The following is a 13,409-nucleotide window of genomic DNA, read 5'->3' as shown; positions in this document are numbered from 1 at the left end:
AGGTGCTTTGCATTTGCAGAACATGATTTTACTGTTGTTTGCCCTGTTCTTTTCGCTGGGGCTGTATCTGATACTGGCGGCGGTGTTCAAGGTGCCGACCTATAAGGCGACCAGGGCGGTGCTGGGAGCCGTCAAGAAGAATAAGAAACAGGCAAAGAACTCTGACGCCATCATTACGGAGCTGGCGGCAAAGCTGGCAAAAATCCTGTCCATGGACGATTACAAGCGACGTAAGCTGACCGCCACCCTGAAATCAGCGGAAATCCCCATGACCGCCGAGCAGTATGCGGCGGAGGCTTTGGTAAAAGCCGGTCTGGTGTTCCTCTGTGCCGTTCCCTGCCTGCTGGTGGTTCCCATCATTGCTCCGGCCTTTGTGATTATCGGCATTGCGGTGTATTTTGGCGAAAGCACCAAGGCAGACAAGAAAATCACGGCAAGGCGGGAGGAAATTGAATATGAGCTGCCCCGGTTCGTGGCAACCATCACGCAGGAGCTTCAGGCCAGCCGTGATGTGCTTTCCATGCTGGAAACCTATCAGCGAAACGCCGGTGCCGCCCTGAAAAACGAACTGGCAATCACCGTGGCGGATATGCGTACCGGCAACTTTGAGGGGGCGCTTACCCGTTTTGAAGCCAGAATATCCAGCGCACAGCTTTCCGATGTGGTGCGTGGGCTGATCGGTGTCCTGCGTGGGGATGACGGTGTGGCGTTCTTCCGTATGCTGTCGCATGATATGAAACAGCTTGAATTGCAGCGCCTGAAAAAGCTGGCTCTGGAACGGCCGCCTAAAATCCGCAAATATTCGTTTATGCTCCTTGCCTGTATGCTGCTTTTGTTCATGGGCGTGATGGGCTATCAAATCCTCGGCACGATGTCGGGGATATTCTAAGGAGGGAGGTCTATGCTCAAAAAACTACTGAAATCCAAGCGCGGCGAGGGCTACATTGATGTGGCAATCGGGCTTTTATGCCTAATGCTGGTGGTTGCGCTGGCAGTCAGCTTCCTGCCGGTATTTACCGCAAAACAGCAGCTTGATATATTCGCCACCGAGATTGTCCGTCAGGCGGAAATCGTAGGTGGCACGAATGTGGGCAGCCGTATCAGTGACTTGAAAACCGAAACTGGACTTGATCCCTCTATCCGCTGGGACTGTGATTATTACAGTGGGAAAAAGGTGCAGTTAAACGGCGACATTGAAGTGACGCTGACTGAAACCGTGGACATCGGCTTTTTCGTCTTTGGCTCATTCCCTATTGAAATTACCGCCAAGGCAACAGGAAAATCCGAAGTCTATTATAAGTGAGGTGGAGCCTATGAAAATTAGAAAAATCCTGCGGGAGAAAAGAGGCGAAGCCACCGTCCTGACGGTTGCCCTTATTTTGGGACTGCTGCTCCTGATGTGTGCCATGGCGGAGTTTTTCCGTCTGGCGGTTATTGTGCAGGGCGTCCGTGACGGACTCCAGCAGTCGGTCATTACCGTGGCAACCACCAACTATGACGAAACCTATAACGGCTTGCGCGAGGGATATTCCGGCGGCTATGTGCTGTCCGGCGATAGCTGGCGGGAAAACCTCGACTATGATGACGTGCTTGCCCGTATGGGTACGCTGCTGGGTGCGGATATGGGCGGCGACACGCTGACGAAATGGCAGCCAGAGGGATATGAATACCGGCTGTCCGGGCTGGAGGTGGAAATTCTCAACACGCCCCTGACACCGGGAAACACCAGTCAAAACTTTGAAGCGGACGCACGGATCACCATTGAAATCCCCCTGTCATTTGGGTGGAGCATGGTGCCGCCGCTTCAAATGGAAATCCGAACACGGGCGGCCTATATGCCTAAATTCTAAGAAGATTCTAAGATTTTGGGAAATGTCTGGACGCGCAGGCAGATTCCCCTTATAATGGAGTCGGGTAAAGATAGCATTTGGGTAAATAGGGCTGAGCTGTTCATCCAACAATGAAAGTGAGGTCCACTATGAAAAATGATTATAACAAAAAGAAACGTATTACCATTATCACCCTTTCCGCTGTTGCAGTCTGCCTTGCCGGTGGTCTGTTCTGGTACATGGGAACGCTGGGGAATACCCAGCCGCCCGTGGCACAGACCGAGAGCCAGCCGGAAACGGAGCCGACCGTGATTGCACCGCAAATCAAACCGGAAAGCACCACGGAGCCGAGTACCACAGCACCAGAAACAACGCCTGCACCGGAAACTACCTCAGAGCCGGAGCCGGAAAGCAGCGTCCAAGCGGGAACTGTAACCGGGGAGGTCCAGCAGAAGCCGTCCGAGGGCAAGCCGAAAACGCAGGAAGAAGCCACACCCCCGGCAGAGCCGCCCAAGGACGAGGCAGCAAGCAGTGCGCCGGTGGAGAACCCGGACGCAGGCGGCCAGTGCCAGCCGGAGCATACGCCCCAGCCGGAGCCGGGGCAGCCGCAAGGTGGGGAAACCCGTTCCGATGGCGCGGTATACGTGCCGGGATTTGGCTGGGTTGAGGACAGTGGGGAGGAAAATCAAACGATTATTGCTCCCAATGCGGGGACAGGCAAGCCTGTTGGTGAAATGTGAAAGCGAATAAGAACTTTATGAGGGTACAGTCATTGTGGCTGTACCCTCTTTTTGGAGGTGCAAATTGAAAAAAATCCTTTCAGTATTGCTGTGTCTGGCAATGCTTTTTTCTTTGTCCGTACCGGCTCTTGCGGACGGAAACCCGAATATAGATGGCGGTGGCGGCGGCATGGGACAGGGAACCAGTCAGAACTCGTGGACGCCGGGGCGTGACGGGGTGCGTGTAACGATTATCAGAGATAGTGACAATACCCCGGTCTCTGCCCCTATTGATTTCTCTAATCAGGGAAATGGGGATATAGTAGTTCATTTTCAGTATATCAATAAGATTACCTACCGAAATGGAGCAGGAATTGCTCCAAAGAAAGGTGGATATGTCTCAAGAAAACCGTCCAATCCAATGCCCCGCATTATTAGTTCAGGCAGTGGAAATGCGAACATTGAAGCAATCCGCAGCTACTTTTGCCGAGAGGGAACCATGCGGGATATTGCGGCGGCAACAGGATTTAACTATGAGGATTTAGTCAGCGGCAGCTACAAAATTCTTTTGGAGCCAATCGCCTATTTCAAATACAGTGGTGTGATGTTCGCCATGACCGCCACGGAAGCGGCGCTTTATAATAAACAGGTGGCGGGCGGTCTCAGAAGTAAAATGGTATCACTGACACACAAGAACCTCCCTCTTGCCATGTTCCTTGAAACACCTGATTTGGGATTCCCAGCGTGGGGCGGCTCCACCACGGATAAACAGAATGACGATACCATTATTGCCCAACTGGGATTAGGCATTGTCCGCTTTTCTGAACATGACCCGGAACCGCCCAAAGAAAGCGATGTGACTTATCGCTGTGACACAGAGGTTGTTACTTCCGTGCTGCTGTCCACCGGCTCACAGAAAACGCCGGACAACCCGGCTTATGCGACATTCTCCATCAATGGCAGGACATATTCCCACACGGATATTTATATCCCGGAGGGCGGAAGTCAGCTTGCATGGGTGAAATGGCGGACGCCCAAGGAACCGGGTGTCATTACTATCACTATCCGAAGCAACTGTTCCACCAGCACCAATCATATCACGGCGCAGATTGTTGACCTTGACAAGAACCCGCCGCCCGATCCGCAGGCCAATGACCGCAATGACGGCTATTCCATTCCGGCAAAACCGTCCAAACCGAATGTGACCAGCCTGTCATGGGGCGAGTGGGACTGCTGGTGGCATGAGTATTGGGTATGGCACTCGGACGGCGATGGCGGGGGGTATTACTGTGACCATGGGTGGTGGGAATATGCGTGGATACCGTATTCCGCCAGCCTGATCGCCACGTTCAAAACCAAGCCGGATGAGAAATCGCCCACGGCGACCGGCAGGCAGATGAAAAGCGGCTATGGGCTGAATGCCAGCGTATCGGCACAGGTGCGCTCCAACGCACCCAGCAGTCAGATCACGGGACTTCAGAACGTGGTTGCCTACTTCCCTGAATTTAACTATGCGACTTATTGGCGGCTCTTAAAACGCCTGAATACCGACCTGTCCAGTAGCTTTGAACTTCAGAAAAACAAGTACAGCACCTATGGCCGTCCATCACATTTTTCACCGGTGTGGTTCCCTGATGGGCGTTACACCACCTATGCGGAATGCATCGACGCATGGACGCCGGCCGGTATGCTGCAAATCAACCTGACCGATGATATGACCATTAAAGATTCCGTTTTTGATGATTGGCACATCGGCCCTGCAAGGTGAGGTGAGCCATGGGAAACCGGGCAATTTATCAAATCCTTGAGAATGGCGAGAGTGCTGTTTTTACCTCTCACAACGGGGCAAACGCGCTGTCGCCGCTGCTGCGGCTGGCACAGGCAAAGCAAATACAGGCAAGGCTTGCAGAGCCGCTGACAATCGCCCACATTTTCACCCACTTAGGCGATGACGGGCAGTATCACAATCCGCGCCTGCCAGATGAGGATATGTTTTGCGCTCCTGTGAAGCCGGAACAACGCCGCGCCCTTCAGGAAAGCTACAACCACCACAGCGGATATGAAATGCACATCACCCTCGACCTCGATCACGACAACTGCAACCTTTCCTATAACCCAAACTGCCCGTGGTATCGCACCATGGGCAGTTTGTCGATTTCCCTGACGGACGGGCTTGCCAACGTGGAAAGGCTGCTGGAGCATGGGCGGGAACGTGGGATTACTGATTTTTACAGGCTGCTTGCCATCTACGACCGCAGCACCGGCCTTGCTGAGATGCTGGAAAGCGCCCGTGGCTCCATGCGGATGGAGGAATATCTGGATTCCCCGGAAGCAGAGGAACAGCGGCAAAGATACCGGGAGCTGGCGGGCTGTCAGGCAGAGCCGGAAAACGAAGAAATGGAGGAACAATAACCTATGGAGGGACTTTTATTCCCAATTATCATGCTTACCGTCACCCTTGTGGGTGGCGGTATTTTTCTTTTGGTGCTGAAGCACCAGAAACCCAAACACCAGAGCGGCGAGGAAAGCGCCGCCATCCGCACGGCACAGGAATTTATCAACGTCCGGGATGTAAAGGATAAGTACCTCTACACCAAGGACGGGCTGGTATTGACGTTCCTGCGGGTTCACTCAATCAGCATTGACCTGTATAGCAAATCCGAAAAGCACAGCCTGATCCGGCAGCTCACCGCCGAGCTGTCCGACATTCAGTATCCGTTCAAGTTTATGGCGGTGAGCCGTCCTGTGGACATTTCCCCCCTGATTGCGGATATGCAGTCCATGTTAAAGGAAGCAGGCGACAAACAAAAGGAACTGCTCCGGCAGGAAATTTTGCAGATGAGCGGCTATGCGCTCTCCGGCGAAATCGTGGAGCGGCAGTTTTATATCTCCATTTGGGAGAAACAGGAGGACGGGGCGGAAAAAGACCTGTTCAAACGTGCGGCTCTGCTGGCGGAGAAATTCACCGGCAACGGGATCGGCTGCGATGTGCTGACGGAAAAGGAAATTGTCCGTCTGCTGAACCTGATTAACAACCCGTCCTATACCCATTTGGAGGACACCGAGTACAGTGCCAGCGTGCCGACGCTGAAGGAGGATATTTATGCGTAAACAACAGGCAGTACAGGAGCAGGACGTACAGAACAGCGCCCTGCTGAATGTCATCACCCCCGTGGGGCTGGAATTTCAGAAGAACAGTCTTTCCATCGGGGAAAATCTCGGAAAGGTTTACGGCCTGATCCGCTACCCGCAAAAGGTAGAGGTGGAGTGGCTTTCCAAAATCACCAATATCCCCGCCACGATTGTGTCTATTGGCTTCAAGCCGGTGGACAACGCCACCCTGATTTCCGCTATCTCCCGCAGCGTAGTTCAGCAGCGGGGGTTTGCCGAGGGCGCCAAAGACCCGCTTTCCCGTCAAAGAGCGGAAAAAGCCGCCGAGGACGGCGAAAAAATCATTATGCAGATCGACCGGGAGGGCGAAACCGTGGGGCTGATGAGCGTTCAGGTATGCCCCATCGCCAAGGACGATAAAACATTCAAAAAGGTGTGCCGCCGTGCGGAGAGCGTGGTCAGCGTGATGAAATGCAAAATGCGGGTGATCCCCAATTTACAGCAGGAGTGCTTCCGCCACCTATCCCCCTCGTTTCCGAACAGTGGGAAGATGGAAAGCATTTTGCAGAAAATTGTGCCGATGTCCACCTTTGTGGGCGGCTTTCCTTTTGCGTCCAGCGGCTTCAATGACGGGGCTGGCTACTACTTTGCACAGGACTCCAGCGGCGGGCTTGTGATTGTGGATGTGTGGAAGCGCGGCGGCGACCGCACCAACAGTAATTTTGTCGTTATGGGCAATTCCGGCGTGGGCAAGTCTACGGCAATCAAGCACATCATCATGTCCGAGTATATGAAAGGCACGAAAATCCTTGTAGTCGATCCAGAGTCAGAATATAAAGACCTCTGTTACAACCTCGGCGGCGACTGGATTAACGCCGTGGGCGGCGCTGGCGGCCGGTTCAACCCCCTTCAGGTGCGCCCGTCACCCCGTGACGATGAGGGTGAAAAGGATGCCGACCGGCTCTATCGTGATGAAGGATATGGCATGAATGACCTTGCCCTGCACATGAAGAACCTTGAAATCTTTTTCAGTCTGTATATTCCCTCCCTGACCGATATGCAGAAAGCCGTGCTGAAGAAGTGTCTGGTGGAGCTGTACCAGCAGTTTCATATCACATGGGATACAGACGTGGCAGTATTGAAACCCATGGATTTTCCGGTTTTCTCCGACCTCTACAAGCTGGTAAAGGAAAAGGCGGATACGGAAAAAGACCGGCAGGCATATGCCGACCTTTCCCTGCTTCTCTACGATATTGCCGAGGGTTCCGACAGCTTTATATGGAACGGGCACAGCACTATTGCCACGGACAGCCCCTTTATCTGCCTTGATACCAACGCCTTGCAGGAAACCAGCGACAGCATTAAGCGGACGCAGTATTTCAATCTGCTGACCTACTGCTGGGAGCAGATGAGCCGGAACCGGGAGGAACGGGTGCTGCTGATCTGTGACGAGGCGTATCTGATGATTGACCAGAAAGTGCCGCAGTCCCTTGTGTATCTCCGCAACGTGATGAAACGGGCAAGAAAATACGAGGGGGCACTGGGAATTATCAGCCACAGCGTCATCGACTTTTTATCCGAGAGCATCAAGCAGTATGGACAGGCGCTTCTTGACATTCCCTGCTATAAGCTGCTGATGGGTACGGACGGTCCGAACCTGAAAGAAACGGCGAAGCTCTACGATCTGACCGAAGCGGAACAGGAACTTTTGCTGGCGAGGAAACGTGGTCACGCCCTGTTCATGGTGGGCGCCAAGCGGCTCCATATCAACTTTGAGATTCCGGATTACAAGATGTTTTACATGGGGAAAGCGGGTGGCCGCTGATGGCAGTAGACCCGATTACCGCAAAAATCTTAGCGGATCTGGCGGTACAGGCCGCCACCGATGAGCAGGCGCGAAAACGCCTGCTCATCATCATTTTAGCACCGGTCATTTCCCTGCTATTGCTGATTGCTTTCATTGTATATCTGCTCACAAGCCCACTTTCCATGTTTGCGGAGTGGGCGTTTGGCGGGAACGAGCTGACGGCCATTGAATCGTTCCAGCAGGGCTATGGCTATAATCAGAACCTCGGCATTTTTGAACAGGACTATATTGACGGCAGCGGACAGTCCTATGAGGGTGTGGTGTTCACGGACGGCGGCATGGAAGTGACCTATTACAACCAGCTTGATGAACGCTGGGCAGATGTCATGTACGGCACATCCAGCACCATCGGGGAAGCCGGGTGCGGCCCCACCTCCATGTCCATTGCCATATCCACGCTGACCGGAGAAGCACACGACCCCATAGAACTTTGTAACTGGTCTGTGGAAAACGGTCACCGCTGTGAGGGGAACGGCTCTTATCACAGCCTGATTCCGGCCGCCGCTGCCGCTTATGGGTTGACCTGTGAGAAGAATCTGGACGCACAGGGCATTGTGGACGCCCTTTCCTCCGGCAAGTTGGTGGTGGTCATCATGAGCAAGGGGCATTTTACAAACGGCGGGCATTTCATTGTCCTGCGCGGCGTGACGAGCAGCGGGAAAATCCTTGTGGCAGACCCGGCCAGCTACCGCCGCAGTGAACAGGAATGGGATTTGTCCATCATTATGAATGAGTCCAACAAGGCCGGAGCAGCCGGAGGCCCTTATTGGGCGATAGGGAAATAACGGAAACGGAGGGAACACTGTGATTTTATATCTATCATCTACCCAGCACACCAATCTGCTGGATTTCACCGGGCGGTATGACCCGGACAGCGATATGCCCATTAAAAAGCTGGTAGGCAGCTATATGCTGAAACAGTTTGTGGTACATGATATGCGCAATTTCAGCCACTTCACGGATGTGGTGCTTGACCGTCTGGCATTTGGGGATGACGATACCGAATTTGCCGAAGCCATTGAAGAATTTTTGACCATGTACCATGCCAGAGTGACGGTGATTTGCGAGGGGCTTACCCCTGTCGATCCGCTCTTTCAGGCGCTCCTTGACAGTGGCGTGGGCAATATCGTCTGCGATACCGAGATTGCCGCTATTCAGCAGGAGATTACCGAGTGCTTGAGTGAAACCGGCATGACCCGCTATAATCCCAAGGAGCGCCCCGCTCCGGCGGGCGGTGTAAAATACCGCTTTGACTGCCAGAATATCCGTATCACAGTAGTTGGCTCCCAGCCGAGGATCGGCGTTACCACAGCCGCCATCAGCCTGTGCCACTGGCTTCAGAGCGTAGGCGCAACGGTCTGCTATGTGGAGGATAACGAAAGCAGGATTCTCCCGATTCTTGCCCGAAGCTATGGCATGGAGCAGGACGGGGACGGCTGGCGTTTTGAGGGAGTGCAGTACCGCAGGCAGGAACCGGAAACGCCGGTCAACTTTATTGTACGGGATATGGGCAGTGAAGAAGCGCCGCCGCAGGACACGGATTTGCTGGTTCTGCTCTGTGGAACAAAAGCATGGGAACTTCCACATACGGCCAAGCTGAAACGGACACAGGACGGCAATCATGCCTATCTCCTGTGTCCGTTTGTGTTGGAGGACTCCAGAGCGGATGTAGCGGAAGCATTGCAGGATGATTACCATAAGGTGCTGTTTCTGGATTATCAGCCGGAGCCGACAGACGGAACGGCCAATGCAAAGCAATTCAAAATGATGATAACGAAATATATTGCCGGGGCATGACGCCCCAGCGTTAGGAGGAATTTTTGATGATGACAAAACAAGCCGAGTTAAAGCAGAAAGCCTATCAGAGTGGATTAAAGAGCCGTGCGCTTTCCATTCTGATTTACCTGATTGACCGTTCTAATAAGGACTTGACCTGTTTCCCGGCCATCCCTACCATGGCGGAGCAGCTCCACATTTCCGTTTCCACGGTGAAGCGTTCCCTGCATGAACTGGTGGATGCCGGTTTCATCAAAAAAGAAGCCCGGTTTCGTGAGAAGAACCGGGGGCAGACCTCGAATCTCTATACCCTTGTGCAGCCGGAGGACGCGCCGGAGCTGACATCCGCCCCGGATATGAAGAATCATGTTGCAGACGTACAGAAAGCGGCAAAGCGGCCCTGCGGGGTGCGGCACATTACCTTTGCGGATATAGAAGCCCAAGAAACAGAGTTGGAAGTAATTACGGAGAAAACCGTTGATACGGAACAACAAAACAGTCAAGAACATTTGTCTGTACTCAATAACAGCACCCCCGTTCACTTGCTGTTTGAGCGGTACGTCCACCATGTGTGGGAGGTGCAGTTTATAGGAAAAAGCACAGGACGGAAATTGCCCTGTGCTTCTCTTTTTACTTACTGGACGGGGGTGGGGTTCAGTTTGCACCCTCCTTGAACTACTCAGTCTAACGGTTTAGAAAAGCGTAAAGTAATAAATGTGTATTCATAAAACGGACAGTTCCATGCCAAATTGGAAGCACGGGGAATACTACTTCCCATGGGACAAATCAAACTGCGCCAGAGTGTGTTTCATCCTGCGGGCGTGGCCGGTTAATCAGAAACCGCAGCCGGAACATACCGTCCTCCGTCACGCTGTACTGATAGACCGCCTTGTGCTTTGCAAAAAAGGCGGCGATGCTGCGGGTGCCGATGCCGTGGCCCGGTGCGTGGGTGATGGGAAAGCCCTCGCCGTCAAATGCCGCCTTTCCGTCGCAGGTGTTGGAGATTTCAACGCAGAAATGGGGAGCGGACACCGCTGTGACTTCAATTCGCCGGGGCGTGCCCTCCGGCAGCTTTTCACAGGCGTGGATGGCGTTTTCCAGTGCGTTTGCAAACACGGTGGAAAGCTCCGTCTCGTCCACCGGCAGCTCCGGGGCCAAGGTCATGCGGATTTGCACCTCTATGTTCCTGTCCCGCGCCTGCTCCTCATAATAGGCCAGCAGCGCGTCGAGCACGGGGCTTTTGCAGTAATGCGTCAGGGCGGTATCGGCGAGCCTTGCGTCCGATTTTCCCAAATGCTCTAAGGCGCCGGCAATGTCGCCCCGTTCCAGCATGGCGGTCAGCGCGTGCAGGGTGAAGCGCATATCGTGGCGGTAAAGCCGAATCTTTTCCTCACTGCGCGCCACCACGTCCTGTTGACGGCGCAGGGCGGACACCTGCATGATGAGCATATCCGCCCTGTTCCGGCTTTCCGCCATATGCCGGGTGGCGTCGCCCACGCTCATGCAGGCGCACAGCACGAACAGTGCAGCGCCGCACCAGTAGAGGGGCAGCGAGGGCAGGCCGCGAACCACCTGTTCCAGCACCGCGCCCACATAGGCGGCAAGGCTGCCGGAAAACAGGCAGGCCACGGCCAGCGCGGCGATGAGCGCCCCCAGCCCCGCCAGAAAGACCCGGAATCCCCGGTTGCCGCTGTGCGCCTCCAGCACGGCGTACACCAGCGTGGCGGCAATGGAGAGGTAGAGCGCCTCGGTGCAGGGGCTGCCCGGTATGGATAGGCCAAATAAATAGAGCAGCGGCGGCAGCAGGGAGACGGCGGCGGGAATTAAAATGAGGGCCGCCCTGCGCCTCCCGTGGCCCCGCTCCATCCGGCACAGCAGATAGCAAAGGGGCAGCGCCGTAAAGAGGGGCGGGATCAGCGCCGCCGCAGGAATGTCCAGCGCGGAGCGGTACACGAGCTGTATATCGTATTCCCGAAGCTGATAGAACGCCTGCAATGCCGCCGCCAGCGTCAGCAGGAGCATAGGCCAGTCCCATTTGCCCTGAACCCCGCCGTAGAGAAACAGGCCCAGCAGCAGAAAGGCGGCGGTCATGTAAGCGGCGGCGGGCATACCCAGCCGGTTTGCCGTGGTGGCGGTGAGGGCGTCCTCCGCCGCCCGATTGGAGAGAGACACCGTGGGTGTGCTCTCGTCCGCCGCGTCCTGTGCAAAGACCAGCGTCAGCGTTTTGCCGCCGTAGCCGGGGGGCAGGGTGAGCCGGGGAATCTCCCCGGCGGCGGGGACCTCATAACCCGTGGGCAGCTCCACGCTTTCCACATCTTCCCCGGAGCCGGGGGCCGTGGTGTAGAGCAGGTTTCCATCTAAAAACACGCTGACCGGCCCGTCCAGTTCCAGCGTGGTATAGCCGTTTTCCTCATAGGCCGGGTCCAGCACCCGTGATAGATACACCGTGCCGGTGATCTCCGCCGACTCTTTGGGGGTGAGCGCCACGCGCCCGCCCGCCTCGTCCAGCCGGTAGATGTCCCAGCCCTTGCTATCCTCAAACATCGGGGTAAGGAATATCTTTTCCGCGTCCGTCACGGTGTAGGAATGGAACAGCGCCAGCGCGGCCACCGCCAAGGCCAGATAGCAAAGCGCCAGCGCCCACGCCGGGATACGGCGGTTTTTACTCGTTTCCATAGCTGCTTTCCTTCCCGCCGCCGTCATAAATTCAGCCCCCTTTTCAAAGTGAACTCCAAAAACCGCTCCCGCACCTCGCCGCGCTTTAAGCGGGGGATCAGGATTTTGCCGCCCTCCCGCATCAAAAAGCAGCCCTGTTCCATACTGTCCACATAGAGCATATTCACTAAAAACGACATACCGACCCGCAGGAAGCGTTCATCCTCCAACAGCGGCGCCGCCATCTCCTCAAAGGAGCCGCGCTTTGCGGCGGTGACAGTCCGCTCTCCGCAAAGATAGAAAACGGCGGTGTGGTTCGTTCCCTCCACATAGCGGATGTCGGAGAGGCGGATCAGCGAAACGCGATCCCTTGTTTTCACCGTCAGTACCTCGCCCTGCTCGCGGGACAGCTTATTCAGCACCCGATCCAGCTGGGCAAACAGCGCCGCGCGTTTCACGGGCTTCAGCAGGTAGCCGGACGCCTGCACGCCGAAGGACTCCACCGCATAGTCCGGGGAGCTGGTAAGATAGACGATCACCGCGTCGGGGTCGTCCTCCCGGATGGCCGCGCCGAGGGCAAGGCCGTCCGGCTCCGGCATCATCACATCCAGCAGATAAATGGGAAAGCCGCCCTGTGAACGGATACATTCCAACAGCTCGCTGCCGGAGGAAAACGGCCGCAGCTGGGCGGGGATTTCGGGATGGAGGCGGACATACTCAGCGAGCAGAGCCGTCACCTCATTTAATTCCTGTATTTGATCGTCGCAGACAGCGAGCTGCAGCATGGGCCGCACCTCCTTTCCTAAATTTCAAGGGGCAAACAGTCAATTTTCGTACATTCAAGTGCAATTTTCGAACAACGCCCCAAAAATATCGTTTTTTTTGCTAAAGTAAAAGTAACAAACGGACAGGCTCCTGTCAAGCCGAATCCGCCCAACAGGAAAACAATAAGCATACAGTTGAGGGGCGCGCCCCTCAACTGTTTCCGGGGATATCCCCGGAAACAAAACCATTTGATTGAGGTAATCCCCACAAATTCAGCGTGTGGTGTTGCCTTGTGCGAACAGGAGGGATTTGACAATGCGTAAAGACATGAGAAGCCACTGCTTTGCCGAGGACAGTCCTCTGAAGGAGCCGCGGGTGGGCGGGAGCGTCTGGCCGCGCCAATGCTGCCCGGTGTTCACGCCCCGTGCGGCCGCGCTTCCGGAGGAACGGGCGTGCTGGTATTGCAAATACGCCGATTTCCACTTGAAGGAGCGGACGTCATTGGACGTTGGCATCTGCTGCTGGCCGAAAAAGCAAATCGACTGAGCAAGTGTACCTTTGTATGCTTGTATAAAATAATACTTTATTTTAGCGCGAACCTGCGCATTTTGTCAAACCGAAGCAAGGTTGTCTGCCTTTTACGAAACGGAGGTGTCTGAAAATTGAGCTTGGAACCGCTTGGGTTTT

Annotated in this window: 14 protein-coding genes; 12 read left to right on the top strand and 2 right to left on the bottom strand. The window is 54.9% G+C overall.

The window, feature by feature from the left end:
- The first annotated feature begins 22 nt into the window (after positions 1-22).
- From NE562_RS04500 to NE562_RS04450, 11 genes are all read left to right on the top strand, one after another.
- Positions 23-889: a secretion protein F gene (locus NE562_RS04500; RefSeq protein WP_280961292.1), complete on the top strand. Its 867-nt coding sequence runs from the start codon at positions 23-25 to the stop codon at positions 887-889.
- Between the two features lie 12 nt (positions 890-901).
- Complete coding sequence (locus tag NE562_RS04495) at positions 902-1,303, top strand: DUF4320 family protein (protein ID WP_280961211.1); 402 nt, start codon at positions 902-904, stop codon at positions 1,301-1,303.
- A 10-nt stretch (positions 1,304-1,313) separates the two neighbouring features.
- Positions 1,314-1,850, top strand: coding sequence for a hypothetical protein (locus NE562_RS04490; protein ID WP_280961210.1), 537 nt, complete (start codon positions 1,314-1,316; stop codon positions 1,848-1,850).
- Positions 1,851-1,978: 128 nt separating this feature from the next.
- On the top strand, positions 1,979-2,569 hold the full coding sequence (locus tag NE562_RS04485; RefSeq protein WP_280961209.1) for a DUF6550 family protein: 591 nt from the start codon (positions 1,979-1,981) through the stop codon (positions 2,567-2,569).
- A 64-nt stretch (positions 2,570-2,633) separates the two neighbouring features.
- On the top strand, positions 2,634-4,316 hold the full coding sequence (locus NE562_RS04480; protein WP_280961208.1) for a hypothetical protein: 1,683 nt from the start codon (positions 2,634-2,636) through the stop codon (positions 4,314-4,316).
- Between the two features lie 8 nt (positions 4,317-4,324).
- On the top strand, positions 4,325-4,960 hold the full coding sequence (locus NE562_RS04475) for a hypothetical protein (RefSeq protein ID WP_280961207.1): 636 nt from the start codon (positions 4,325-4,327) through the stop codon (positions 4,958-4,960).
- A gap of 3 nt (positions 4,961-4,963) precedes the next feature.
- On the top strand, positions 4,964-5,659 hold the full coding sequence (locus NE562_RS04470; RefSeq protein ID WP_280961206.1) for a hypothetical protein: 696 nt from the start codon (positions 4,964-4,966) through the stop codon (positions 5,657-5,659).
- Entirely contained in the window at positions 5,652-7,484 is a 1,833-nt protein-coding gene (locus NE562_RS04465) for a VirB4 family type IV secretion system protein (RefSeq protein WP_280961205.1), read from the top strand. The genes NE562_RS04470 and NE562_RS04465 overlap by 8 nt, the downstream gene beginning before the upstream one ends.
- On the top strand, positions 7,484-8,311 hold the full coding sequence (locus NE562_RS04460) for a C39 family peptidase (protein WP_280961204.1): 828 nt from the start codon (positions 7,484-7,486) through the stop codon (positions 8,309-8,311). Before NE562_RS04465 ends, NE562_RS04460 begins: the two co-directional genes overlap by 1 nt.
- Positions 8,312-8,330: 19 nt before the next feature.
- Positions 8,331-9,323 (top strand): hypothetical protein, encoded by a 993-nt coding sequence (locus NE562_RS04455; RefSeq protein ID WP_280961203.1) that lies wholly within the window; start codon positions 8,331-8,333, stop codon positions 9,321-9,323.
- A gap of 26 nt (positions 9,324-9,349) precedes the next feature.
- A complete protein-coding gene (locus tag NE562_RS04450) occupies positions 9,350-9,976 on the top strand; it encodes a helix-turn-helix domain-containing protein (RefSeq protein ID WP_280961202.1) in 627 nt (208 codons plus the stop codon).
- A 112-nt stretch (positions 9,977-10,088) separates the two neighbouring features.
- Here the strand turns inward: NE562_RS04450 and NE562_RS04445 are convergent, their stop codons facing one another.
- Positions 10,089-11,978: a sensor histidine kinase gene (locus tag NE562_RS04445; protein ID WP_280961201.1), complete on the bottom strand. Its 1,890-nt coding sequence runs from the start codon at positions 11,976-11,978 to the stop codon at positions 10,089-10,091.
- Between the two features lie 23 nt (positions 11,979-12,001).
- Positions 12,002-12,742: a LytR/AlgR family response regulator transcription factor gene (locus tag NE562_RS04440; RefSeq protein ID WP_280961200.1), complete on the bottom strand. Its 741-nt coding sequence runs from the start codon at positions 12,740-12,742 to the stop codon at positions 12,002-12,004.
- Between the two features lie 295 nt (positions 12,743-13,037).
- Between NE562_RS04440 and NE562_RS04435 the strand changes: the two genes are divergently transcribed.
- Positions 13,038-13,268 (top strand): hypothetical protein, encoded by a 231-nt coding sequence (locus NE562_RS04435; protein WP_025483052.1) that lies wholly within the window; start codon positions 13,038-13,040, stop codon positions 13,266-13,268.
- Positions 13,269-13,409 lie beyond the last annotated feature (141 nt).

This window comes from Butyricicoccus faecihominis (assembly GCF_024462775.1).
In the GTDB taxonomy this organism is placed as follows: domain Bacteria; phylum Bacillota; class Clostridia; order Oscillospirales; family Butyricicoccaceae; genus Agathobaculum; species Agathobaculum faecihominis_A.
This window is presented reverse-complemented; position numbering and strand designations above follow the sequence as displayed.

Coding starts and splice junctions, on each gene's coding strand:
- NE562_RS04500 (WP_280961292.1), top strand. CDS start 23: ATGATTTTACTGTTGTTTGCCCTGTTCTTTTCGCTGGGGCTGTATCTG.
- NE562_RS04495 (WP_280961211.1), top strand. CDS start 902: ATGCTCAAAAAACTACTGAAATCCAAGCGCGGCGAGGGCTACATTGAT.
- NE562_RS04490 (WP_280961210.1), top strand. CDS start 1,314: ATGAAAATTAGAAAAATCCTGCGGGAGAAAAGAGGCGAAGCCACCGTC.
- NE562_RS04485 (WP_280961209.1), top strand. CDS start 1,979: ATGAAAAATGATTATAACAAAAAGAAACGTATTACCATTATCACCCTT.
- NE562_RS04475 (WP_280961207.1), top strand. CDS start 4,325: ATGGGAAACCGGGCAATTTATCAAATCCTTGAGAATGGCGAGAGTGCT.
- NE562_RS04470 (WP_280961206.1), top strand. CDS start 4,964: ATGGAGGGACTTTTATTCCCAATTATCATGCTTACCGTCACCCTTGTG.
- NE562_RS04465 (WP_280961205.1), top strand. CDS start 5,652: ATGCGTAAACAACAGGCAGTACAGGAGCAGGACGTACAGAACAGCGCC.
- NE562_RS04460 (WP_280961204.1), top strand. CDS start 7,484: ATGGCAGTAGACCCGATTACCGCAAAAATCTTAGCGGATCTGGCGGTA.
- NE562_RS04450 (WP_280961202.1), top strand. CDS start 9,350: ATGATGACAAAACAAGCCGAGTTAAAGCAGAAAGCCTATCAGAGTGGA.
- NE562_RS04445 (WP_280961201.1), bottom strand. CDS start 11,978: ATGGAAACGAGTAAAAACCGCCGTATCCCGGCGTGGGCGCTGGCGCTT.
- NE562_RS04440 (WP_280961200.1), bottom strand. CDS start 12,742: ATGCTGCAGCTCGCTGTCTGCGACGATCAAATACAGGAATTAAATGAG.
- NE562_RS04435 (WP_025483052.1), top strand. CDS start 13,038: ATGCGTAAAGACATGAGAAGCCACTGCTTTGCCGAGGACAGTCCTCTG.